This window comes from Streptomyces europaeiscabiei, from assembly GCF_001550375.1.
Taxonomy (GTDB): domain Bacteria; phylum Actinomycetota; class Actinomycetes; order Streptomycetales; family Streptomycetaceae; genus Streptomyces; species Streptomyces europaeiscabiei.
In genome coordinates this window covers 29,508-52,120 of record NZ_LRTR01000670.1, presented here as the reverse complement: position 1 = coordinate 52,120, position 22,613 = coordinate 29,508, and the positions used below count along the sequence as shown (strand labels likewise).

The 22,613-nt window shown below is 68.9% G+C and carries 22 protein-coding genes, 1 tRNA gene and 1 pseudogene; 10 read left to right on the top strand and 14 right to left on the bottom strand.

Annotated features, from left to right (window positions below; translation table 11 throughout):
• Nucleotides 1-53: 53 nt before the first annotated feature.
• From AWZ10_RS32980 to AWZ10_RS32970, 3 genes are all read left to right on the top strand, one after another.
• Nucleotides 54-998 carry a hypothetical protein gene (locus AWZ10_RS32980; RefSeq protein ID WP_060892818.1) on the top strand — a complete coding sequence of 315 codons (945 nt, stop codon included), beginning with the start codon at nucleotides 54-56 and terminating at the stop codon, nucleotides 996-998.
• A gap of 464 nt (nucleotides 999-1,462) precedes the next feature.
• The gene (locus AWZ10_RS32975) at nucleotides 1,463-3,598 is read left to right on the top strand and encodes a nitrate- and nitrite sensing domain-containing protein (protein WP_244172620.1); all 2,136 of its coding nucleotides are present in this window, start codon (nucleotides 1,463-1,465) and stop codon (nucleotides 3,596-3,598) included.
• A complete protein-coding gene (locus AWZ10_RS32970) occupies nucleotides 3,595-4,014 on the top strand; it encodes a roadblock/LC7 domain-containing protein (RefSeq protein ID WP_046706395.1) in 420 nt (139 codons plus the stop codon). Before AWZ10_RS32975 ends, AWZ10_RS32970 begins: the two co-directional genes overlap by 4 nt.
• A gap of 243 nt (nucleotides 4,015-4,257) precedes the next feature.
• Here AWZ10_RS32970 and AWZ10_RS32965 read toward each other — a convergent pair whose 3' ends face one another.
• The 8 genes from AWZ10_RS32965 to AWZ10_RS32935 all read right to left on the bottom strand — a co-directional run bounded on the left by AWZ10_RS32965 (nucleotide 4,258) and on the right by AWZ10_RS32935 (nucleotide 10,949).
• The gene (locus AWZ10_RS32965; RefSeq protein ID WP_078935264.1) at nucleotides 4,258-4,746 is read right to left on the bottom strand and encodes a MarR family winged helix-turn-helix transcriptional regulator; all 489 of its coding nucleotides are present in this window, start codon (nucleotides 4,744-4,746) and stop codon (nucleotides 4,258-4,260) included.
• A 54-nt stretch (nucleotides 4,747-4,800) separates the two neighbouring features.
• Nucleotides 4,801-5,838, bottom strand: a complete 1,038-nt coding sequence (locus tag AWZ10_RS32960; protein ID WP_060892817.1) for a branched-chain amino acid ABC transporter permease — start codon at nucleotides 5,836-5,838, stop codon at nucleotides 4,801-4,803.
• Nucleotides 5,835-6,707, bottom strand: coding sequence for a branched-chain amino acid ABC transporter permease (locus AWZ10_RS32955; RefSeq protein ID WP_046703932.1), 873 nt, complete (start codon nucleotides 6,705-6,707; stop codon nucleotides 5,835-5,837). The genes AWZ10_RS32960 and AWZ10_RS32955 overlap by 4 nt, the downstream gene beginning before the upstream one ends.
• On the bottom strand, nucleotides 6,704-7,471 hold the full coding sequence (locus AWZ10_RS32950) for an ABC transporter ATP-binding protein (protein ID WP_060892816.1): 768 nt from the start codon (nucleotides 7,469-7,471) through the stop codon (nucleotides 6,704-6,706). The genes AWZ10_RS32955 and AWZ10_RS32950 overlap by 4 nt, the downstream gene beginning before the upstream one ends.
• Nucleotides 7,468-8,253, bottom strand: a complete 786-nt coding sequence (locus AWZ10_RS32945) for an ABC transporter ATP-binding protein (protein WP_208618594.1) — start codon at nucleotides 8,251-8,253, stop codon at nucleotides 7,468-7,470. Before AWZ10_RS32945 ends, AWZ10_RS32950 begins: the two co-directional genes overlap by 4 nt.
• The gene (locus AWZ10_RS32940; protein WP_052769549.1) at nucleotides 8,237-9,553 is read right to left on the bottom strand and encodes an ABC transporter substrate-binding protein; all 1,317 of its coding nucleotides are present in this window, start codon (nucleotides 9,551-9,553) and stop codon (nucleotides 8,237-8,239) included. The genes AWZ10_RS32945 and AWZ10_RS32940 overlap by 17 nt, the downstream gene beginning before the upstream one ends.
• Nucleotides 9,554-10,277: 724 nt before the next feature.
• Nucleotides 10,278-10,502 carry a hypothetical protein gene (locus AWZ10_RS54200; RefSeq protein ID WP_078935263.1) on the bottom strand — a complete coding sequence of 75 codons (225 nt, stop codon included), beginning with the start codon at nucleotides 10,500-10,502 and terminating at the stop codon, nucleotides 10,278-10,280.
• 186 nt (nucleotides 10,503-10,688) lie between these two features.
• Nucleotides 10,689-10,949, bottom strand: coding sequence for an Imm32 family immunity protein (locus AWZ10_RS32935; protein ID WP_240439313.1), 261 nt, complete (start codon nucleotides 10,947-10,949; stop codon nucleotides 10,689-10,691).
• Between the two features lie 856 nt (nucleotides 10,950-11,805).
• Between AWZ10_RS32935 and AWZ10_RS52555 the strand changes: the two genes are divergently transcribed.
• Entirely contained in the window at nucleotides 11,806-11,961 is a 156-nt protein-coding gene (locus AWZ10_RS52555) for a DUF6417 family protein (protein ID WP_162948136.1), read from the top strand.
• Nucleotides 11,962-12,414: 453 nt separating this feature from the next.
• Nucleotides 12,415-12,942, top strand: coding sequence for a lamin tail domain-containing protein (locus AWZ10_RS32920; RefSeq protein ID WP_046703929.1), 528 nt, complete (start codon nucleotides 12,415-12,417; stop codon nucleotides 12,940-12,942).
• 27 nt (nucleotides 12,943-12,969) lie between these two features.
• Here AWZ10_RS32920 and AWZ10_RS55540 read toward each other — a convergent pair whose 3' ends face one another.
• Together AWZ10_RS55540 and AWZ10_RS32915 are read right to left on the bottom strand one after the other, a co-directional pair.
• Nucleotides 12,970-13,305 (bottom strand): DUF6578 domain-containing protein, encoded by a 336-nt coding sequence (locus tag AWZ10_RS55540; RefSeq protein WP_338135320.1) that lies wholly within the window; start codon nucleotides 13,303-13,305, stop codon nucleotides 12,970-12,972.
• Between the two features lie 472 nt (nucleotides 13,306-13,777).
• The gene (locus tag AWZ10_RS32915; RefSeq protein WP_046703934.1) at nucleotides 13,778-14,104 is read right to left on the bottom strand and encodes a GYD domain-containing protein; all 327 of its coding nucleotides are present in this window, start codon (nucleotides 14,102-14,104) and stop codon (nucleotides 13,778-13,780) included.
• A gap of 723 nt (nucleotides 14,105-14,827) precedes the next feature.
• On the opposite strand from AWZ10_RS32915, the gene AWZ10_RS32910 reads away from it, so the two are divergent.
• From AWZ10_RS32910 to AWZ10_RS32905, 3 genes and pseudogenes are all read left to right on the top strand, one after another.
• Nucleotides 14,828-15,964 carry a PQQ-dependent sugar dehydrogenase gene (locus AWZ10_RS32910; protein WP_060892813.1) on the top strand — a complete coding sequence of 379 codons (1,137 nt, stop codon included), beginning with the start codon at nucleotides 14,828-14,830 and terminating at the stop codon, nucleotides 15,962-15,964.
• A 239-nt stretch (nucleotides 15,965-16,203) separates the two neighbouring features.
• Nucleotides 16,204-16,520, top strand: a pseudogene (locus AWZ10_RS54195) (FtsK/SpoIIIE domain-containing protein); the annotation flags it as partial.
• A 502-nt stretch (nucleotides 16,521-17,022) separates the two neighbouring features.
• Complete coding sequence (locus AWZ10_RS32905; protein ID WP_234360659.1) at nucleotides 17,023-17,400, top strand: DUF6188 family protein; 378 nt, start codon at nucleotides 17,023-17,025, stop codon at nucleotides 17,398-17,400.
• A 169-nt stretch (nucleotides 17,401-17,569) separates the two neighbouring features.
• Here AWZ10_RS32905 and AWZ10_RS32900 read toward each other — a convergent pair.
• The 4 genes from AWZ10_RS32900 to AWZ10_RS32885 form a co-directional block, all read right to left on the bottom strand.
• Nucleotides 17,570-17,644: transfer RNA gene (locus AWZ10_RS32900), tRNA-Arg, on the bottom strand.
• 457 nt (nucleotides 17,645-18,101) lie between these two features.
• Nucleotides 18,102-18,674, bottom strand: coding sequence for a DUF4232 domain-containing protein (locus AWZ10_RS32895; RefSeq protein ID WP_060892812.1), 573 nt, complete (start codon nucleotides 18,672-18,674; stop codon nucleotides 18,102-18,104).
• 501 nt (nucleotides 18,675-19,175) lie between these two features.
• The gene (locus AWZ10_RS32890) at nucleotides 19,176-19,532 is read right to left on the bottom strand and encodes a hypothetical protein (protein ID WP_060892811.1); all 357 of its coding nucleotides are present in this window, start codon (nucleotides 19,530-19,532) and stop codon (nucleotides 19,176-19,178) included.
• Nucleotides 19,533-19,739: 207 nt separating this feature from the next.
• On the bottom strand, nucleotides 19,740-20,126 hold the full coding sequence (locus AWZ10_RS32885; protein WP_060892810.1) for a hypothetical protein: 387 nt from the start codon (nucleotides 20,124-20,126) through the stop codon (nucleotides 19,740-19,742).
• An 828-nt stretch (nucleotides 20,127-20,954) separates the two neighbouring features.
• Here AWZ10_RS32885 and AWZ10_RS32880 point away from each other — a divergent pair.
• Nucleotides 20,955-21,548, top strand: a complete 594-nt coding sequence (locus AWZ10_RS32880; RefSeq protein WP_060892809.1) for an RNA polymerase sigma factor — start codon at nucleotides 20,955-20,957, stop codon at nucleotides 21,546-21,548.
• Nucleotide 21,549: 1 nt separating this feature from the next.
• Nucleotides 21,550-22,497 (top strand): CU044_5270 family protein, encoded by a 948-nt coding sequence (locus tag AWZ10_RS32875; protein ID WP_234360657.1) that lies wholly within the window; start codon nucleotides 21,550-21,552, stop codon nucleotides 22,495-22,497.
• Nucleotides 22,498-22,613: the final 116 nt, after the last annotated feature.

Here is a 22,613-nt window from a genome sequence, read left to right as displayed (position 1 = left end):
CGACCTCACCGGCCGACCCGCGGCCCCATGCCGGGCGCCCGCGACGACGCCCCGTGCGATCGACGGTACTGGCGGCCTCGCTCGCCATTGCGCTCGCCGGCCTCACCGCATCCGCCTCCGGGCCCCCTTCCGGTGGAGGCGAGTCGTCGGCCTCCGCCCGCACCACACCGGAACCCTCGGCGTCGGCCACGTACAGCGGCGGCGGCCCGCAATCAGCTGCCGTGTCCCCCTCCGGTGGAGGTGAGTCGTCGGCCTCCGCCCCCGCCACATCGAAACCCTCGGCGTCGGCCACGCTCAGCGACGGCGACCCGCAGAAGAACCCGGCGAGCGCCAGCCCGGTCCCGCCGTCGGTCCCGCTCACCTGGACGGCCAACTCCCAGCTCTGGCAGCTCGACTGCGACCATGACTACGTCATCGACAAGCCACCGCAGCAGGTTCCACCGCCGCCGCTCCCGGCGGACGCCGAGGCGTGGGCCGCGTCCCTGGGGGCGGTGCACGGGCGCACCACCAATCTGCGGATCTCGGTGCAGGGGCGTGGCTCCGCCGCCGTCGTCCTGGAGGCACTGCATGTGCGTGTGGCCGGCCGCACCACCCCCGCCGCCGGCCGGGGCATCGCCTACTCCACGTACGAAGGCTGCGGCGCCACCCTCATCCCCCGCTACTTCTCCGTGAACCTTGACGCACACCGGCCCCTGGCCCGTTCGATGCCCGGCAACGACCCGGACAGACCGGCCCCCGCGATCGGCTTCCCCTACCAGGTGTCCCTGCGGGAGCCGGAGGTCCTGATGCTCGCCGCGACCACCGAATCCTGCACCTGCGACTGGTACCTCGAACTCGACTGGTCCTCACAGGGCCGAACCGGCACGGTGCGCATCGACGACCACGGCCGCCCGTTCCGCACCACCAGCATCGAGGGGCTACCGCACTACTGGCACCCCAACCCCCGTGGCTGGGTCCCCATGACGACCACCCACGACGAGACGGAAACCGGCGACTGACGAGCAAGCACAACGCGGAGCGCCGCGGCGACCTCCCCTTTGCGCAAGAGGCAGCAACGGAGACACCGAGGAGGCAGGCGGCAGAGGGGCCCCCTCGTATACGGCAGCCGCATCAGCAGACTGGGCGTCAGGCCTGCGCGTGGAGGACGAGCCCGGGCACCGCCCTGCCCCGCGCGGTCACAGTCTCCCGGCCTGCCGTGTGAGGGCGGCGCAACTGAAGTTCCCACGGGCCTAACAGGCCGGAAACCGGCCGCTACGCCGACCGGACTAGCTTCGTGACTATGAGGGTGTGGACGTCATCTCGGCCGCTGCCCGGCAGGCTCAGCGGACTCGGCGCAATCGCCAAGGGCCGTCTCGGCAGGGGCGGATCAGGGCGCCGCCGCGGCAGCCGAACGACTCCCGGCGACCGTCCGCCGCCCAACAACCGTCGTCCGCTGCCTGGCTGGCGCAGCATCAGAGGCCGTGTGACGGTGGTCATCACGGTCCCGATCTGCTTGCTGCTGGCGGTGGCCGGTCTGTCCATGTACGACCGCGCCGAGGCCCTCGGAGACGCGCGGACCACCCGTGCCGAGGTCGGCCTCAGCCTGCGCGTCCAGGCGCTGGTGCACCAGCTGCAACGCGAACGCGGGCTGACGAACGGTCTGTTGGGCGGTGAGGAGAGCTTCCGCACACCACTCACCGCCACGCGCAAGCGCGTTGACACCGCGCTGCGCGGAATGCGCCACGAACCCGCCGTCGCGGAGGTCATCCAGCGGCACCTGCGGCGCCTCACCGTCATCCGTGCCGCAGCCGACAAGGACACCCCCGTCGGCAAGGACACCCCCGTCGGCAAGGACACCTCCGTCGACAAGGACACCCCTGCCGACAGTGACACCGTAGGCGCGACCGACGAGGACACCGTCGGCACGACCGACAGGGACACCATCGGCACGGACACCGCGGACCGGACCGCCACCCTCGCCTTCTACACCACCGCCGTCGACGCTCTCAACGCCGTCGACCCGGTGACGGAGACCACGACGCGCGCCGACCGCCAACTGCGCGACAGCTTGGCGGCGTTGCAGGAACTGGCCGCGGCCAAGGAGTCCGTCGCTCTCGAACGCGGTCTCCTCAACGGCGTGTTCGCCGAGGGAGCCTTCCACGGCCGCGAGTACCTCACCTTCACCGAGGTGCGCGCCACACGCGTCGCCGCCCTCACTCGCTTCCGCCAGGTCGCCACCGCGCCCGAGCGCGCCGCCCTGAAGAACGCCTTCGGTACCAAGGACGCCCAACGCGCCACCGCCTACGAGAATCAGGCGGAGGGCGCCGCCGACGGCTCCGCACTGCGCGCCGACGCCAGCACGTGGTGGGACGCGATGACCGTACTCGTCGACGATCTGTACGCCGTCCAGCAGTCGGTCGGCGACGACGTACGGGACCGGGCCGACCGGCTCAGTCACGACGCGGAGCTGGGCCTCGCCGCCTACCTCGTCGCGGGAACGCTCATGGCCGCTCTCGTCGCGGGTCTCGCCGCTTTCGCCTCACGTTCCCTCACCCGCCCGCTCGGCGCACTCGCCGCGGCCGCCCACGACGTGGCGCGCCACCGGCTGCCCGCGACCGTCGCCCGTATCCAGCAGTCCCCGCAGGACCAGGGGGAGGTCCTCCCGCCGACGGAGGCCTTGGAGGCCTTGGAGGCACCGGACGCCCCGGATGTCTCCGAGGCACGGTTGCTGGGTGGCGCGGCGGAGATCGCCGAGGTCGCGGCGTCCCTGCGGCAGGTGGAACACACCGCCCTCCACCTGGCTGCCCAGCAGGCCGGCCTGCGCCGCAACACCACCGAATCGCTCGCCAATCTCGGCCGCCGCAACCAGAACCTCGTGCGTCGCCAGCTCAGCCTCATCACCCGCCTGGAACGGCAGGAACTCGACCCGGACGCCCTCGCCGAGCTCTTCGAGCTCGACCACCTCGCCACCCGTATGCGGCGCAACGCCGAAAGCCTGCTGGTCCTGGCCGGGCAGAATCCGCCGCGGCCCATGGCACCACCTGCCGACGGCCTGGAAGTCGTTCAGTCCGCCGTCGCCGAGGTGGAGCAGTACCGTCGGGTCCTGATCGCGGCGGTGGAGCCGGTGCGGGTGCGCGGGCACGCCGTCGCGGATGTCGCCCACCTCCTCGCCGAACTCGTCGAGAACGGGCTGAACTTCTCACCTCCGACCGAACCGGTCGAGGTGCACGGCTGGTACGACACCGAGGACGACACGTACTGCTTCGCCGTCGTCGACCACGGCATCGGCATGTCCGAAGCCGACAAGGAACGTGCGCGCGCTCGTCTCTCCGTATCCGGCGAGGAAGCCCTTCTCGCCGCGCCCACCCGGTTCCTCGGCCACCTCGTCGTCGGCCGGCTCGTCCACCGCCTCGGTGAAGGCGCGCAGGTCCAGCTCTTCGACACCCCTGGCGGCGGCCTGTCCGCTCTCCTCGTCCTTCCCGGGCGCCTGCTCGCCCCCGCCCGGAACGGCTCCGCCGCACCCCCGCCCGCCAGGCCCGCTGTTTCCGCACTGCTCAACGGTTTCCGAGCAGGTGTCGCCCGTGCCGAGGCCAGAAGCACCCAAGGAGTGTCATCGTGACCACCGCCGTCCAGAGTTTCGGCTGGCTCATCTCGGAGTTCGTACGCACCACCGACGGCGTCATCGACGCCGTCGCCGTCTCCTCCGACGGCCTCCTCATGGCCGCCTCGGACGGCCTCGGCCGAGATCGTGCCGACCACCTGGCCGCCGTCGTCTCGGGCATCACCAGCCTCGCCCAGAACGCGGCGACAACACACGGCTTCCGCGGCATGAAGCTCGTCATGATCGAAATGCTCGGCGGCTTCCTCATGGTCGGTCGCATCCGCGACGGCAGCTGCCTCGGCGTCCTCGCTCCCGAGGGATGCGACGTCGGCCTGGTCGGTTACGAAATGGCCGTCCTCGCCGACCGGGCCGGCGAACTTCTCACCCCGCAGTTGATACGCGAACTCAACTCCACGCCCCTGGCGGCGGGATAGCCACGGCGCGTTCCGGCCACCTGCGTCTGGGGACCGGGCAAGGCTGACTGTCTCCGCGAAGCGGATCAGTGCCTCGCGGTACGCCGTTCCGGCGGCGCGGCCCGAGACGCGGCCACCGGCCCGTCCTGCTGTACGGCAGACGTGAGAAGTCCTGCACTCAACAGTCGCCGGACTTCAGGGACCGCCGATGAGAGGGAGCGGGGGTGGGGGCGGGCCGGGGTTGGTGGCCGCCGGTCCGGGGTGTCACTCGTGGTGGCGCCCCGTCAAGGAGGCGAGCGCGTCCTCCAGGCCCTGCCGGAACACGGACCGCCGTTTCTCCGGTATGTCGAGCAGCAACCGGTCCTCCAGCTTCTGCACCGCCGGCGCGCACGCCGCCAGCAGCTCATGCCCCTCCCGCGTCAGTCGGGCCTCCATGATCCGCCGGTTCCCCGGGGCATGGGCGCGCTCGATCAGCCCACGCTCCTCCAACGAGCGCACGATCTCGTGCATCGTCTGGGGTCTGACGAAGGAGCGGCGGGCCAACTGGGCGGAGGAGAGTCCGCCTCGGTGCTGCAGCACGGTCAGGGCCGTGTACTGGAACGTCGTGAGCCCGTACGGCCGCAGGGCCTCGTCCATGAAGGAGCGGATGGCCAGTTCCAGCTGCTTGACGAGGTAGATCGTCAGCGGGCCCTTGTGACCCTCCGGGTCCGGATCGGAATCCTCACCCGGAGCCCGATCGGCTGCCTCCGGCATCGTTCGCACCTCTTGGTCGGTCGTCGGAGAGGTCGGGCGAGGCCGTCGTCGAGGTCAGACGACCGGTGTCTTCACCCGATAGCCGACAGGTAGTAGTTCCAGGTCACGTCGGCGAGCCACGGTACCCCACAGCCCATGGGGCATCCACAGCGTCATCCCGATGGCCAGGGCGCCGAGCCCGATCAGGTACCAGGTGCCTCCGGTGTCCCCGAACCAGTCCTGCACCAGGAAGAACACGATCGCCCCGATGATCGGTCCCTCGAAGGTGCCGAGGCCGCCGATGACCACCATGAAGATCATGTACGCGGACCAGTGGACCCCGAAGATGGAGTCCGGCTGCACCCGCAGGGTGCTCGCCAGGGTGAGTCCACCGGCCGCGGCGCCGCCCACCGCCGCCAGGACGAAGACCAGCCGCTTCGCCGAGGTGACCCGTACCCCGACGGACGCCGCGCCCACCGGGTCGTCGCGGATCGCCTCCAGCGAAGCCCCCAGCCTGCTGCGCAGCAGCACGAACACGGCCAGCAGCAGCACACTCATCAGCGCCAGGGCGAGCCAGTACACCTGGGCCTGCCGCACCGCCGGATCGGTGGCCGACAGATCGGTGAGAGAGCGGCCGGAACCGCCGCCGAGCGAAGGCGTGTTCACGACGACCAGCCGGAAGAACTCCGCGATCGCCCACATGCCGATGGCGAACTGTCCACCGGTGAGCCGGAACGCGAGCAGCGAGGTGGGTACCGCGACCGCGCCGGCGAGCAGGGCCGCCAGGACGACCGCGAGAAAGGGGCTGACGCCTCGGTCGACGAAGAGGAACACTCCGTACGCGCCGAGGCCGATGAAGCCCTGCTGGCCGACGGAGACCAGACCGGCGTAGCCCGCCAGCGCGTTCCACATGGCCGCGACGATGACGAGGACGAACAGGGTCGTCAGCTTGGCGGTCGCCTCGGGAGCGAAGACGAAGGGCGCGAACGCCAGCACGAGCAGCAGGGTGGCCAGGGCGCCGGACGCCGTACGGGAGACGGGGGTCCACCGGTGGATGGTGGCGGTTGCGGTGGCGGTTGCGGTGGCTGTTGCGACCGGTGATGCGGTGGTCATGTGCGGCTCCTTCTCATGCCGAGCAGTCCCTGCGGACGGAAGGCCAGGACCGCGAGGAACACCGCGTGTCCGGCCACGATGGAGAAGCGCGGATCGACCTGCGCGCCGACCGTCTGGGCGATGCCGAGGACCATGCCCCCGACGAGCGTCCCCCACAGCGAACCGAGCCCTCCGATCACGACGACCTCGAAGGCGAACAGGAGCTGGGTCGGCCCCATGGACGGGCTGAACGACGACCGCATCGCGAAGAACGCGCCTGCCAGACCCGCGGTGGCGACGGCGATGGCGGCGGCCCAGGCGTACACCCGGCGGCTGTCGATCCCGACCAACTCGGCGGTGTCCGCGTCGGCGGCGGTGGCGCGGATCGCCCGGCCGATGCCCGTACGGGTCAGCAGCAGTTGCAGCCCGCCGAGCAGCGCGACCGCCACCGCCACGGTCAGCACACCGAGGTACGGGATGCTCACCGACGGCCCGAGCTGGAGACCGGACGTGGACAGCGAACCGACGTCCAGGGAGCGGGAGTCGGCGCTGAAGACCTCCAGCAGTACGTTCTGCAGCACGATGGCGAGACCGAACGTGGCCAGCATCGACGACATCTCGCCGGTGCGCAGCGCCCTGCTGAGGATGCCCCGCTGCAACGCCACGCCGACCAGGCCCATCACGGGCAGGACCAGGAGGACGGCGAAGAACGGGCTGATGCCGACGGCGGCGGCCAGCACCGCGACCAGGAACGCGCCGAGGACCGCGAGGTCGCCGTGGCTCAGGTTGACGGTCCGCATGACGCCGAACATCAGAGAAAGGCCGCAGGCGAAGAGCGCGTAGACACCGCCGAGCATGACGCCCTGCACGAGGGCGTTGATCCAGTTCATGCCGGCTCCTCCTGCGAGGTCGCGGTCGCGGTCGCGGCCGTGGTGCGGTCCGGGCCCGCCGCCCGGCCGAGTCCGAAGTACGCCTCTACCACCTGGTCGCGGGTGACCTCGTCGGCTGGTTCGTCCAGGACGACGCGGCCTTCGAGCATGCACAGCACGCGCCGGGCCACCCCCAGTGCGCGGCCGAGGTCCTGCTCCACCAGCAGTACCGTCGTACCGCCGGAGAGGATCGTGCCGAGCGAGTCGTAGAGGGTGTCGACCACGATGGGCGCGAGGCCCAGCGAGACCTCGTCGAGCAGCAGCAGCCGGGGGTTGGTCATCAGCGCCCTGCCGATGGCCACGGCCTGCTGCTCGCCGCCCGAGAGGTTGCCGGCACGCCGCTTCAGCAGCCCGTCGAGCAGGGGGAAGGCGGCCACGACGGCTGCCAGGTCCCACGGTCCGGGGCGCCGTACCCGGGACGCGACCAGCAGGTTCTCCTCCACGGTGAGGTCGGCGAAGAGCCGCCGTCCCTCCGGGACCAGCGCTATTCCGGCCGCGACACGGTCGTGGGCCCGCCGTGCCGTCACCTCCACACCGTCCAGGCCGATACGGCCCTCGGTCGACTGGTGTGCTCCCGCGACGGCCCGCAGCAGGGTGGACTTTCCGGCTCCGTTGGCCCCGACCACCGCCACGACCTCGCCCTCGTCCACGGCGAAGGAGACGTCGCGGACGGCGCGCAGCAGACCGTGCCGTACTTCGAGATTCTCGACCGACAGCAGACTCATGCCGCGCTCCCGAGGTAGGCCTCGACGACCCGGGGATCGGACATGACGGCGTCCGGTTCGCCCTCGGCCAGGACCCGGCCCTGCGCGAGACAGACCAGCCGGTCGATCACCCGCAGCAGTGCGTGGATGACGTGCTCGATCCAGACGATGGCGATGCCGTCGGCGCGCAACTGCCGGATGGTGGCGATCAGTTCGTCCGTCTCCGCGTCGGTGAGGCCACCGGCGATCTCGTCCAGCAGCAGCACCTGCGGATCGGTCGCCAGCGCCCGCGCCATCTCCAGCCGCTTGCGTTCCAGCAGGGTGAGCGCGGCCGCGGGCCGGTTGGCCTGGCCGAGCATGCCGCAGCGCTCGAGTACGCCGAGCGCGTGCTGCTCTGCGGCCCGGCGCCGGTGCGAGCCGCCCTGCACCGACGCGACCAGCACGTTCTCGTAGGCCGTCATGCCGGTGAAGGGGCGCGGCACCTGATGGGAGCGCCCGATGCCGCTGCGGCACCGGCGGTCGACCTTCCAGCGGGTCACGTCCTGATCCTGGAAGGTGACGCTGCCCTCGGAGGGGGCCTGGGCCCCGGAGAGGATGTCGAGCAGGGTCGTCTTCCCGGCGCCGTTCGGGCCGACGATGCCCAGGGCCTCGCCGGGGGCGAGGGTGATGTCGATGCCTTCGAGGACGACCAGGCTGCCGAAGCGGCGGTGAATGCCGTTCGCCGCGAGGACCGGCGGGGCCGGGGAGGCCGCCGGAGCGGCCTCCCCTGTCCCCGCGGTCACCGGCTCAGCGGAGGGGCTCAAGTTCGCCTCCGAGCGGGATGTCGCGGAAGGCACCGTTGTCGACGATGACGGGCTCGACCGCGAACTTGCTGCCACCCGTGGCCTTGCGCCACTGCGCCATGACCAGCGGCTCCGTGGAGACGTTCTTCACCGGCCCGGACGTGAAGTCCAACGGCCCGGCGACGGTGGTGAGCTTGGCCTTGCCGAGGGCTGCCGCCAGTTCGCCCCGGTCCTTGGGGTCGGAGGTCGACTTCAGCGCGTGGACCGCGACCTCGAAGAGAGCCATGTTGGACCCGATGACCTGGGTCCACTGCTTGCCCGTCGACTTCTCGTAGTCGTCGGCCAGTTGGCGGGCGGTCTGGTCGGTGAGGGTGGACGTGAACGGGAACTGGGGCGACCACCAGAAGCCGGCGCTGAGGCCGTGCCCGAGCGAACCGAGCGCCTCGATCTGGGAGGGGAGGAGACCGGTCTTGGCGATGGACGCGATGCGCGGCCGGTAGCCCTGCTGCCGGGCCTGCTTCCAGAAGGTGGCGAAGTCGGGCGGCAGCGGGAAGGTGTTGAAGATCTCCGCGTCCGCCTTCTTGAACGCCGCGATCTGCGCCGAGTAGTCGTTCGTCCCGTCCTCGTACGCCCCCGGGTCGACGATCCTGAACCCGCTCTTCTTCAACTGCGGCCCGAGCCCCTGCCGGATCGCCTTGCCGTCGGGGTCGTTGGGCCACATGACGCCGACCCGCCGGTTGGTCTCCACCCCGCCCTTCGTCCACAGCGAGAGGTACGCGGCATGGATCTCCGCGACACCTATGAAGAAGTGGTACGTGTACGTGAAGGGCTTCTCGGGGGTGGCACCGCGGCCGAAGTACCAGGCCTCCCACGGCACGGCGGTCGACAGGCACGGGATCTTCGCCGCCTCGCACGCGTCGGCGACGGGGTTGACCGTCTCCGGGGTCGAGGTGACGAGCATCAGATCGATCTTCTCGCTGTTGATCAGGTCGGCGGCGACCTGCGCGGCGGTCTGCGGGTTCGACTGACTGTCGCGGTCGATGATCTCGACCGAGTACTTCTTGCCGCCGATCTGCAGCCCGTCCTTGAAGGTGGCGCGCATCTTCTTCATGAGGAACGCGTTCGGTTCGCCGAAGCCCGCGGCAGGGCCCGTGCTGGGCGAGACATAGCCGATGCGGAGCACCGCGTCGGTCTGCGCCGAGGACTCCTTGATGCCGCCGCAGGCGGTCAGCAGACCGCCCGCGGTGAACAGCCCGGCGGCTCCGGCCGTCCCCCGGAGAACGGATCTTCGGGACAAATCGCCGTTCGCGGGTGTGCTCATGGGTGCGCTCATGGGTGCCTCCGGGCACGTCGAGGGAGCGGAAGTGAGGGTGGTGGAGCTGCTGGGGAAGCCGGAACGGGCGGCTGAAGCCGCTGGGGGAGCCGGAGCCGGTATCGGAGAGCGGTGGCGGGTTCCTTCGCGTCCCGGTAGGGCCGGGCGGCGAGCCCGATATCAGGAACCCTGATGATGACCACGATGATGCACACGCCGACGCCGGATGACAAGGGTGTTGCCGGGGCGTATCGGACGGACTCTCCGGGTGCGGCCTGCCCGGCATCCCGGGGAGAGGGAAGTTGCCGTGATGGCCTTGACGCGGCCCGCGCGGCAGGCGTACTTATTTCTCAGGTTTCCTGACATCTGCGCGAGGTGGACCGAGTCCGACGAGCGCCGCGGCTTCTCGACCTCACACCGTCATGCCTGCCTGCGCGGGGGCAGTAGCTGCGGCTGCCGCTGCCGCGTGTTCTCAGTCGTTCCCGACCTCACCCGACCTCACCCGACCTCACCCGACCTCACCCGACCTCATGTGTGCCGAATCCATTCCGGCTAGCCACTTGATGGGGGGCGATACCTGCTGACGAGGACGACCAGGCGCACGCCGTAAGAACTGCCGCTGTCGCTCGGCGGTCAGGCTGACGGATGCCCCGCCCTCGTCTCAAGGTTGCGAGCGGGCAGGCGGAGCCCCGTAGCTGCTGCTGTCTGCCGCTGTTGATGTCAGATGTGGATGTCAGGCTGTCCGAGGCACTATGCGCACTGCCCGGTAGACATAGCCGTCTTGCTTGAAGCCAGGGGCTTCCCATTGGAGATCTACGCGTTGTCCCGGCGACAGCGTATGGAAGCCCTTCGTCTGGATGTCGGCGTAGTGGCCCCAACAACCGCCGGGTGTCTCGGGAGAGTCGAGTACCCCCCACCCTTCCTCGTCGTGCCACTCACGGACGGTCGCAGTCACCATGCAGCGACTATACGAGTGCCGACTGCGCCGACGTAGCGGGGACCTCAGCTTGGGAAGCTAACGGCATCAAGGGCTTGGACAGGTCCTGACCTGCGACGGAGGGAGGCAGACGCCTGGCGGACGGTCGATGGGTTCCCCGCTGTTCCCCGCTGTTCCCCGCACTATCCGGCATGCGTCTGCCACGAGTCATTCGTCGTCGCACCTCTCCAGGACCAGGCTTGCGGAGCCTTCTTCGAGTCCGTTGTTCTCCTCCAGGTGGAGATGGGCGCCGTCCGGGGTGCCGTCCTGGGCCAGTGTGAGGAGGTGGCCGGCCAGGGTCTTCAACCCGGCGGCGTTGGCCTCAATGACGATCTCGCCGCCCAGGTCGCGGACCTCGATGCGTGCGCCTGCCTCCCATGTGAAGACTCTGGTGGTGCCGTCGGTCACCGCACTCACGTGAGTGGTCATCGCCGGAGCAGCGCCAGGTTCAGGGGTCATACCCCAGCATCGCGTACTCAGGAACCGTCAGACACCGAGGGCGCACGCCTTCCCCCTGGGGTGGTGGGGTGGTGGGGTGTGTGCGGGGTCGTTCACCTGCGTTCATGGGCGGCCGGCCTGCTCGGCGAGCCTGACGGGCGGCCTTCTCCGAACGGCCGTGAACGGTGCTGAATGAGACGGAAACTGCGACGGCGACGCGGGGAGCCTGTTTCACTCCGCCCCGGGTGGGATGAGGCGATCGGCGCTCTCCGCGTCGTCCACGTGCCCGTGCGTGTCGACGGTGATGGGCGTGGCCCGGCCCTTGGGGTGACCAGCCATGCAAGCACCTGCTCGGTCAACGGGTCGTTGTCGGGTCCCTCGTCCTTCCAGGACGCGCGCCGGCCGCCTCCTGGGATGGCTGCCACCACCTGGTCGGCCCGCTCCAGGTGGGAGAAGTCCGGGTAGTCCGTCACCGGGCGGCGGATACCGTGTTTGGGGTCGACCACAAGGGCCACGCCCGTCGCCTCGTCCCAGGCGTCCACGTGCACTGTCCGACCGATCGTCGTCTCCGTGCCGGTGAAGATCGCGAGCCAACCTCCTGTCCCGTTGAAGTAACGCATGCGGTCATCGTCCCTGACGGCGCCGGCCTCGACGGAGGAGTGAACCGCCCGGGGATCAGTGGAGGCTTTATGCGTTGACGCCAGCCGCCGGTTGGGGCTGGAGTCGAGCGTTCTGATTCGTGTGCGAGCCCCGGACGGTGTTTTTCCCGGCCAGTGTCCTCCCCGGCCGGGACCGCACGCGTGCGGTGGCGCGTGACTGGCGGGCGGCTGGATGCGTTGGCCCGGTCATGGATGAAGGCGAGCACGTCGACCTTGACGAGATCGAGTTCGCCCCCATGGATCACACCGCCGAGCGGCTGGCCTTTCTTGCACTGGCCGAGGCACACGATCTGCTCACGCTGCTGTTGACCGTCGCCCAGGACGACGGGCCGGCCTTGTCGTAGGCGGACCGGCATGCGCGGGAGATCGCCGCACGCGTCCCTTCAGAGACCTGACTCCGCCGACGACAGCGGCCGTGAAAACCGTGTGACGGCAGCGCGATGCGTCCGAGTGCGCAGATTCAGCCAGGCTGTTACTCACTTACGGGTGACGGGCCAGATCCCGATGGGGTGGCGTGCTGCGGCGATCAAAAGGCGCGGCCCCGCTCCCGCTACGGCGGATCAACAATCGAGACGTCAACCTCATACATACGAGATATAAATGGACGTTACAGTCAACAGTCACAGAAATATGGGCAACAGGTAACACAGTCCATGTTTTCCCCTCAATTCCTGCACGCGGTGGACAGAGTGTGGTCAGCGGCCAAACCGGCCGCCACCGCACACCGCACCGACTCCCACGGTGGCTCACAAAGGTCGCCATCGCAGGGAGGGTGCCCGCACCATGCAGGGGATTCCATGTCTGCTTCCTCTCTCATCACCGCCCGCCGCCTGGTTGCTGCTGTGCTCGCGGCCGGCGCTGCCATCGGGGTGGCGGCGCTGCCGGCACCGGCCGCCGACCACGACCGCAGCCCCCGCCCGAAGGTGGAGATCTCGGCCGTCCAGTACGACTCCCCGGGACACGACGACCGCTCGCGCCGGTCGCTGAACAGGGAGTGGGTGGAGCTGACCAACACCACACGCCGTACCGTCAACCTCGACGGCTGGACTCTCGAAGAAGACGAGGACGGCCACACCTACACCTTCGACCACTACCGCCTGGCCGGCCGCGCCACGGTCCGCATTCACACGGGCGAGGGCCGCGACACCCGCACCGACCTCTTCCAGGACCGCCGCAACTACGTGTGGGACAACCGCTCCGACACCGCCACCCTGCGCAACGACCGCGGCCGCTTCATCGACAACGAGTCCTGGGGCCACAACCGCCACCACGGCGGCAACCGCCACCACGGAGGCAACCGCCACCACGGCGGCAACCGCCACTGACCACTCCCACACCGCGCCGGTGACGCTCTAAACGCCCCACCCACGCGTGTACATAAAGCATCGGCGCGACCGGCCAACTCCATGGGCCGGGCGCGCCGATGTCTTACGCATAGGAGCACGCCTGTCCGAACCGATCGCCAGTCTGCCGGTAACGAATGACCACACCGCTCCTGTGCGCCTCCACCGAGGTGGGTGCGTGCCCTCCCGGTGGCCGTGATGCTCCTCGCGGAAGTCGATCTCATCAGCACGTTCGCTGCCAACGACGTCGGCGTAATCCTCCGGATCGACCTCCAGCAGCGTCCAGGAAACAACTTCCCCTGGCGCGAAGCTCTGTCCGTCCGCAGCACTGGATCTGCCAGTCATCGACCCAAATCGTCAACGTCATGCCGCCATTGTCCGCCGAGCGACCGGAGCTTGCCGGGGGTACCTGGCGCTGGCGCGCGGTGCCGTTTCCCCTGGTCAGAACCGCACTGCGAGCCACTTGATCCGGCTCGTGCCGCCCTGTATCGGGCAGTCCGCTCACGCATCGCTCACGCGCCGCCGATTGCCAAGCAGCGCGTGGTCGGATCTGGCCGAGGTCGATGGGGAGAAACCCCAGGTCAGAGCGGTAATGCGTGGTGGCCCCGGCAGGATTCGAACCTGCGACACCCGCTTTAGGAGGCTTTAGGAGTTCGATCCCTTCCCGCTTCGGACGCCGTAGTCGACTGGTGCGACGGCCGGACAGGGGTGTTGGTGTACGTCCCCGTCCGGCGTCGTTGATGTCAGCCGTGGATGTCAGAACCTTCTGATCCGTAGCTCTACAGAGGTCGGTCGCAGTTGCTGGCCATCTGGACCGTTACGCACCGGGAGCCCGGTACTGGACTTGCCCGGCTTTGTGCAGGGCATCCATGGTTTCGTTGATGGTCAGGAGAACGGTCGTCTCAAACGAGCTGAGTGCGCCGCCTCCGCTGATCGCCAGGGCGACCGCGGCCATGGAGACGTTATTGGGGGCCTCCCATAGGTTGTAGCCGTCGCGTGTGCCGAACGCGTACCAGAAGCCGTGGAGCTTGCCTCCGACGGACTCGATGTACGACTGAGCGGCCTTGGCGCGGTCCTCGGGGTGGCCGATGAGTCTCTGCCAGGTCTCCGGCGTGTAGCTGAACCTTGATAGATAGAGCGGCATCATGTCTCCCTTTCGTCCCAGCAAGGGATGCCCCCGCGGGGTGGGATACGCCGCCGAGGCCGCGCGCGTATCCCCCGAACGGCCGGGATGATGACCGGCATGGCCACTGCCGGCGCGCGACTCAACCGCCCCGGAACCACGGCATCGAAGCCCTCAGCTTGGGAAGCGACGGCGCTTGGGTGGCTGTACGGCTGCTGACCTGTGTGGATTCGTCGTGTCGGCGCGCTTGCGCGGGCCCTGTCGCACTGTGGTTGACCGTGGCTGTCCGCTCATACAGGCACGCTGTGGGCACGGGTTCGAAGTACGACGGATCGAGCGTCTGCACGAACCGAACGTGCGGCGCTTGACTTTGCTGGTTCGTCCGTCCGGCTCGGGGAGCCTTCGCGAGTGCACTGGGCTCCGACGCATTACGCCCCTGCGTTCCGGGATCGACTGTCGCGCCTCCCTCGGAACTGCCCGCCCGGCCCTGGCGCCGTCGCCGTTGAGCAGCTGTGCGCCGGGGAACGGGGAGGCTCAGGCCGCGACGGGAAGCGGAGCGGAGGTGAATGGGTGGCGGAGTGTGGTCTATTTCAACAACCCCTGTCCCGGTAGCCTCACCTGTGGCCAGTAGCGCACCATCCCCCCACCCCCCAGGTATGCGTGCCGGCGTGGACGACACCCGCCTGTCCCTGCCCCATGGCAGCCGGGTGCTCTCGCCCGTTCGCCGCCTCTAGGAGGATCACGGTGAAAGTTCGCACCAGAAGCTCGGCGGTCGTCGGGGCCCTCTGCCTCGTCGCTTCCCTCGCTTTGACCACGGCGTCTGCCGACGAGCTCAGCACCCCACGTCAGGCAGCGAAGGTCGTGCTCAAGAAAGTGGCCACGGCCCGGAATCCATCCGCCGGCGCCGCCGGTCCCGGTGGCACGGTCTGGATAGCCGAACGCGCAGGCAAGGTAAGGGTCCTGGACGATGAAGGGCTCGGCGACCCCGTCATCGACATATCCGGCGAGACCACCACCAACGGCGAACGCGGCCTGCTGGGCATTACGTTCGACAAGGAGTTCGCGCACTTCTACCTCTCGTTCACGAACCTCCAAGGCACCAGCACCGTGGACGAGTTCGCGGTGCGGGACGGCAAGATCCAGCCGGACACCCGGCGCACCGTCCTCACCCAGACACAGCCCTACGCGAACCACAACGGCGGCGACATCGCGTTCGGCCCCGACGGCTACCTCTACATCGCGCTCGGCGACGGTGGCTCGGCCGGCGACCCACACGGCAACGGGCAGAACCTCAACACGCTGCTCGGCAAGCTGCTGCGGATCGACCCGAGCGGCGGCAAGCCGTACGCGATCCCGCCGGGCAACCCGTTCGTGGACGACCCGAACGCGAAGGACGAGATCTGGGCGTACGGGTTGCGCAATCCGTGGCGGTTCTCCTTCGACGCGGGCACGGGCGACCTACTGATCGGAGACGTCGGCCAGAGCGCCTGGGAGGAGATCGACTGGGCGCCGGTAACCAGCAAGGGTGGCGAGAACTACGGCTGGTCCCAGATGGAGGGCAACCATCCCTTCCGGGGCGGCACGGAGCCCGCGAACCATGTACCGCCGATCCACGAGTACGACCGCAGCGGGCCCGGCTGCTCGGTGACCGGCGGGTACGTCTACCGAGGCGAGGCGATCCCGGACCTCAAGGGTCAGTACGTGTTCAGCGACTACTGCGACGGCACCGTCCGCGCTCTGCAGATGGAGAACGGCGAGGTGACCGGCGTGCGCAACCTCGGAGTCGACGGCGGCCGGGTCGTCTCGTTCGCCCAGGGAGGCAATGGCGAGCTGTACGTGCTCGACCTGCGTGGCAGCGTCTCCCGCATCGACCCGGCGTAACGACGACTGAATGAAGAGGCCACCGAGTAGCCAGTATCACCCAGGTTGGCTGGAACACCTTCGGGATCTCCGGCCCGCTTGAGGCAAGTCCGAGGCCTCGGCCCGAGAGCCTGACGTCCTTCGGGTGCAGGACCTGCAGTTCGGCCACCGCTCCGGACGACGCAGAGTCAGTGTTGCGCCTTCGGGGCCACATCCGGGTCGGGGCTCTCCGAGCCCGGCCCGGAACCGGCGGCATGCCGACCGGCCGTGTCTGTCACCGCTACAACGACGAAGCCTCCGCAAAGATGGCGCTCGGCGACATCGCCCCTGAGACGGTCTACGCGGCCTGCGGCATCGCCCCCGAGCTGACCGCCTCGCCGTCGTCGGCGACACGTCCGGCGGCTGGTCCCGCACCCGTACGCCTCACCTCTCCCTCGCCGAAGCGGCAGCCAATCGCCGCAAGACGGCCCACCTCGCACCCGACGTGCCCGCGCTCGCACCCTTCCGCCCCTACGTCCCGCCCGTGCCGGTGGAGGCATCCGAGCCGGTAGCCACTTCCCGCCCCGTCGCCGAGTAGCCGCACCCCTTCCACGGTCGGCGCGACCGTCCCGCGCCACGTCACTACTCCACCCATGCCATACGGAAGGTGCGGGCCGCCGCCAGGGAGAAGGCGCGAATCTGGCACGCGGCGAGTGATCACAGCGAACAGAAAAATGGCCCAGGTCTCTGACCTGGGCCTTCTTCATGGAGCGGGTGACGAGAATCGAACTCGCGCTCTCAGCTTGGGAAGCTGCGCTCATTCGCGGCCCGTTCAGACACTGAGCTGGGCTGATGTCCAGGACGAGGTCTCATTGCCCTTGGCCGCTTTCACCGTCGTTCCCCGTTGTTCCCCGCTCTATCTGGTGCGCTTGTGGTGCGGTGGCCGCGTCCTTGCTTGATGCCGCCGACTCGTCGGCTTCTCCGTGCATGCTGACCCGGAGGCGTTCCTCCCGACCGAACGGGCACGGGAGGGGCACGCAGTTACGCTGTCGAGCTGTCACACGGTGCGGAAGGGAGACAGGGTGAAGGTCCCTAGCGCCTTGATCGGCGCTCAAGTGGAGCGCACAGCCTTTGATCACCAAGTGAGGCTGAGCCTTGGCGCTCTCGACCCCGATGAGGGCTACCGGTTGGATGCCGAGTTGGTGCTGGAGACGCCGTTCCTGTTTCGGGATGCCGCTGGCGAATGGCATGAACTCGACCCCGGCACGGGTGTGAGCCTCGCCCCCGTTCTGGCCCTGTTCGGGCAGACACTCACGGGGGTCGATGTCCGCGAGCACGGTGCTTTGGTCATCGACTTTCAAGACGGTGCCGGGCTCTGGATCGGCCCAGATCCACAATTCGAGTCCTGGCACCTGACCGGACACGGAGTAGCCCCGATCACGGTCGGCCCTGGTGGCGAGGATGACTGGGAGCTTTGACGACCGCTGGGTGAGGTTACTCAGCAAGGTCGGTGGAGCGGCTTTGGGCGGGAGCTGCCATGGGGCGAGTGATCATGGCCCCGTAAACTTCCGGCGAGTCGGGCAGTCTGTGGACCTGCGACGAAGGGCCAGCCTGGGAGGAAACCCTCCTGAGCTGGCCCTTTTGCTGTGCCCCCGGCAGGATTCGAACCTGCGACACCCGCTTTAGGAGAGAGGCGGGGGGATCGTGCCGCTGAGCTGGGGCTTCGGCTCTTGGGCAGGCTGCCGGAAAATCGACTGTGAGACACCCATGTTGACCGTGGCTGACCCCTGCATCTGGCACGGCAGTGGCACGAGCCTCGGCCGACGACAGTCAGCCACGACTGCGGGTGTGCCGGCCGACCGCGCACGCGTATGCCTCGCTGCACCCCCCACCGGCCTCAGCCACGCTACTGGCTTGTGTCGTCGGCCAGAGGTTCGGGTCCGTCCGTTGTTGTCCGTTGGCGTTGTCGGTACGAGCCCCTCCAGCGTCCCGGACGGAATCAGCCCCCGTCAGGGCAGACAGAAGCACCTTCAGCGCGCCACAGTAATTACCACGCCCCCGGCGCGCACCGAAGGTGCGCTGAGTCGCTGACCTGCGCTTATGCGCAGTGCCTCGTAAACATGCAGGTCAGAGCGTTGCGATCGTCGTGCAGGCTGCTCGATTTGTGGGGACGGTGGGGTCAGGAAGGCTTGACCGACGAGACGGGGGTGACGGTCACCTTGTTGTCGCACTCGGCCCACCACCCGTCGTTCAGGGCGACCTGGTGCTTCCCGGAGTGCGGCAGCCCGATGACCATGGTCGGGAACGCCTTCGGGGTCTTGCCCGACTTGCAGTAGCCGTCGCCCTCCCCCTGGACCTGGACGAAGGTCAGCTTGACCCACGCCTTGCCGTGCGGCCGGACCGTGACGGTGGCCGCCTTGCCGGTGGTGGTGATCTTGAGCGGGGTGTTGTGGGTGGGGGAGCCGTTGCCGGCGCCCGCGACCGTCGTCGGGTGGCCCTTCAGGACGCACGTCTTCTTGGAGACGTTGGTGAACTGCACGACCGCCGCCCCGGTCCCGGTCCCGACGGGCGGGTGGGCGGCCTGCCGGGCGCTGACCTGGAGGGCGGAGGCCGGGCAGGCGGGCGGCGGGGTGGAGGTGGTGGTGCTCGCCGCCATGGCGGTGCCGGGCAGGATGCCGGTCACCGCCGCCGCGACGGCCGCGATCGCCGTCGTCGCCAGAGCCGCCCTGCGAATGCCGTTGCTGTGCCGCATGTTGTCGTCCCCCTGAGTCGTCTCGTCCGCGGGTTTCGGTCGTCGGTTGTTGCCCCGCGGTACGCGTGGTCGTGGTACGTGAGTGCAGACAGGGCGGGAGAGCGGCAGGGTTCCGTGCGGCGACTACTCGTGACGGAACGGTGACGACAGGCTGCACCCGTGCAGATGGCCGTCCTCGGGATACGCGGGAGGCATGGCGGGCAGTACGGCCTCCACGCCGTACCCGGCCTTCTCCGCGACACGGCACGAGGCGGCGTTGTGCTCGCGGACCAGAGCAAGCCGCAGGGCAGGCCCGTGCCGACAGCTTCGGAGCCCTCAGCTTGGGAAGCTGCGAGCATTCGAGGCGGGTTCGGGCGCTGACCTGGGCAAACGGCCGAGCTGTGGCCTCGTAGGGCTTGGCTGCTTCACCGTGGTTCCCCGCTGTTCCCCGCCTGATCTGGTGCGCTAGTGGTGCGCCTCGTCTCCACCTTGCCCGGTTCGCCTATGGCCGCTGGGCCGGGCTTACAGGTCCAGGCGAGACTCGCCGTCGCCTCGCCTGAGAACGACGTGCGCCGGCCGGAACGGTAGACCGCGCAGAGTCGGCTCCATGACCTTGAAAAGAGCATCGGCATCCGGTCCGTAGGCGTACACGACTGCTTCGCCCCCACCGAACTCGTTGCCGTCGACCTCCCCAACGTCGGCTGCCTCGGCCGCGGCCGCCATCGCCTGCTCGGCTTCGTAGACCAGCTCCCGCTGGTCGGCCTCGCCAAAACCGCCACTGGCGAGCCGGAAGTGTGCGATGACGGCGTGCTCCTCATCCCCGCTCTCAGGGGCAACCGGTGTCTCCATGGCCGACACACTCTCATCGGCGTCTGACATCGGTACGAACCAGCTTCTTCCTCGGCGCACACCACCCAACACGCTTTCCAACTGTGGTGGTGGGGTGCTGGGCTCGGTTCGAGGGCGTTCACCTGCGTTCATGGGCGGCTGGCCTGCTCGGCGAGCCTGACGGGCGGCCTTCTCTGAACGGCCGTGAACGGTGCTGAATGAGACGGAAACTGAGACGGCGACGCGAGGGAGGCTGTTTCACTCCTCACCAGGTGGGATGAGGCGATCGGCGCTCTCAGCGTCGTCCACGTGCCCGTGGGCGTCGACGGTGAGCGGGGTGGCTCGGCCCTTGGATGTGACCAGCCATGCGAGCACCTGCTCGGTCAACGGGCCGTTGTCGGGTCCCTCGTCCTTCCAGTACGCGCGCCAGCCGCCTCCTGGGATGGCTGCCACCACCTGGTCGGCCTGCTCCAGGTGGGAGAAGTCCGGGTAGTCCGTCACCGGGCGGCGGGCGCCGCGTTGGGGATCGACCACAAGTGCGACGCCCGTCGTCTCGTCCCAGGCGTCCACTTGTACTGTCCGACCGATCATCGTCTCCGTGCCGGTGAAGATCGCGAGCCAGCCTGTCCCGTTGAAGTAACGCATGCGGTCATCGTCTATGACGGCGGCTGGGCTTGACGTAGGCGGGACCGACTTCGATGCCCTGACGGGGCCTCAGTTGGGAACGTACGACGGCGGACGTGTAGCAGCGTGGCTTTCGGCGATGACCTCTTCGTCCCGAAGCAACTTCGGCGGGGGTGCTGCCTTGGACTGGTGTGGCTCTGAGCTGCGCTGATGGTCCGCTGACGTACGCCGAAGTTCGCCGGTGTTCGTCGGCGTTGTCACGCAGTTACACACTCAGCCTCGTTGCCTTTGTGGTGCGGGAAACACCGGTGCGGGGGCGCTGACGGCTGTCCTACGATCATTCTGCCTGCGTCGGCCGGCGCGCTTAGACCCGCAGCACAGGCCCGCTGTGGAGGGTGCCAGCCCGTTCGAACCGGGTGACGTGGGCTGACATCTGCTGGGCGGTCCGCTGCGAGATTTGCCATGTGCCGCACCCGAGGACAGTCAGCCACGACGGCGGGCGTGCCAATCGACAAGGCGCGCGTGTGCCTTGCTGTACCCCGGCGACCTTAGCCACGCTGTCGGTCTGTGCTTGAGTGCTCTCAATCCAAGGACCATGGTGATCTGCGAACGTTGTCGTGTCTCCATCCAGAGTGCCCGCCCCTCTCGGTAAGGCTTGGTGTTGGCGCGGGGTGAGTGGAGCGCCGCTGTCCGGATTCTGGCGGCGAGAGCTGGTGGGCTGTCCGGGCACACGAACTGGCGCATCTCCGTGCGAGCGGTTCAATACCCGCGCGTGAACCCTCCTGGCCGCTTCGGACAACAGGGGGTGGAATGCACTCCACTCCTATTGCACGAAGAAGCGAGGGCCTCGTGGGGGATCCACCCACCGACGACGCGCTGGTCATCCAGGAATCCCTGGAGCGGCCGGAGATATTCGCCAGGCTTTACGACAGACATGCCGCCGAGATCCACCGGTATGTGATGCGCCGGCTGGGCGACAGTCACGCCGACGACATCACTGCGCAGACCTTCCTCATCGCCTTCCGCAACCGCGCCCGCTACGACGTCGCGCGCGCCAGTGCCAGGCCGTGGCTCTACGGCATCGCCGGCAACCTCATCGGCAGCCACCGTCGCTCCGAAGTGCGGGCGCTGCGGGCGCTGGCCCGTACCGGCGTCGACCCGGTGGCCGAGTCCTGGTCGGAACGGGCCGACGAGCGGGTGACGGCCGAGGCCTCGCAGCAGGCGCTGGCCGGGGCGATCGCGGCCTTGCCCGGGAAGGACCGGCATGTGCTGCTGCTGGTCGCCTGGGCGGACTTCACTTACCAGGAGTGTGCCGACGCCCTCGGGGTGCCGGTCGGCACGGTCCGCTCCCGGCTGAGCCGGGCGCGGCGCAAGATGCGTACGGCGCTCGGCGCCGACCCCACCCTCGTAAGCGACCACAACGGGGCGGTAACCCATGGATGACATGACCAAGATGCACGAGCTGCGCGCCGATGCGCCGACGCCGGACCGGGTGAGGCTGGTTGCCGGCCGTCAGAAGCTGCTGGGAGCAGCGCAGCAGGGCTCTGCCCGCAGGATGCGGCTGGACTGGCGCGTGACGGCTGCGGGGGTCGCCGCGACGGTGGTCACCATCGCGGTGCTGGTGACCATGCTCGTCGGTGGCGGTGGACCCGAGCGGGGCGTGCAGCCTGCCGGGCCCGACCTGACGTCCGCGACGGCAGTCCTGGAGCAGGCGGCGGAAGTGGTGTCGCAGCAGCCGGATCTGCATCCGCGCGACGGCCAGTGGGTCTACCTGAAGACCGCGCAGTGCACAAACGGAGCGTCGGACGCGGCGCCCGATGCCAAGCCCGTGGTGAGCGAGGAGTGGGTCCAGTACGACAGCCCCGTGAGGGAGGACGACAAGGACGGCGACGACGAGCCCTCGCAGCGGCGGCTGTATCGCCTGCTCGCCTCGCTGCCGGACGACCCCGCCGAGATCCGGAAGCAGGCGGCGGACATGTTCCCCATGGGCAAGGACACCGGCTTGACGGGTGAGCAGCTCGAGACCTTCGCGCTCCTGGCGACCCTCGACGAGGCCTATCCCGTGCATCCGCAGGGTATGGCCAAGCTGTACCGGGCCCTGGCCGCGGACCCCGGGATCGAGGTGGTCCCGCACCTGGTGAAGGACCCCATGGGGCATGAGGCCATCGCCATATACCCGGACCTGGGCAGCAAGGCCGTTCAGCGCCGGGAATACCTCCTCGACCCCGACACCTTCCAGTACCAGGGGAACCAGTCGGTCGCGGTGCGCGACTACGAGGAGAAGTACGAGGACGGCTCGTCGGCTGGACGCTCGCACAAGAAGGGCGAGGTCACATTCTGCGAGATGAAGACGACCCAGTCCCTCGTCGACCGGGACGGCGAGAAGCCCTAAACCGCCCGGGCGGGGCGGCCCACGGGCCGCCCCGCCCGCCGACCGAGCCCAAGGCCGTACCGGGGCGCAACACCGCCTGGAGTGTCTTGCCTGTAGTACGGAAGTCGGGGGAGCCT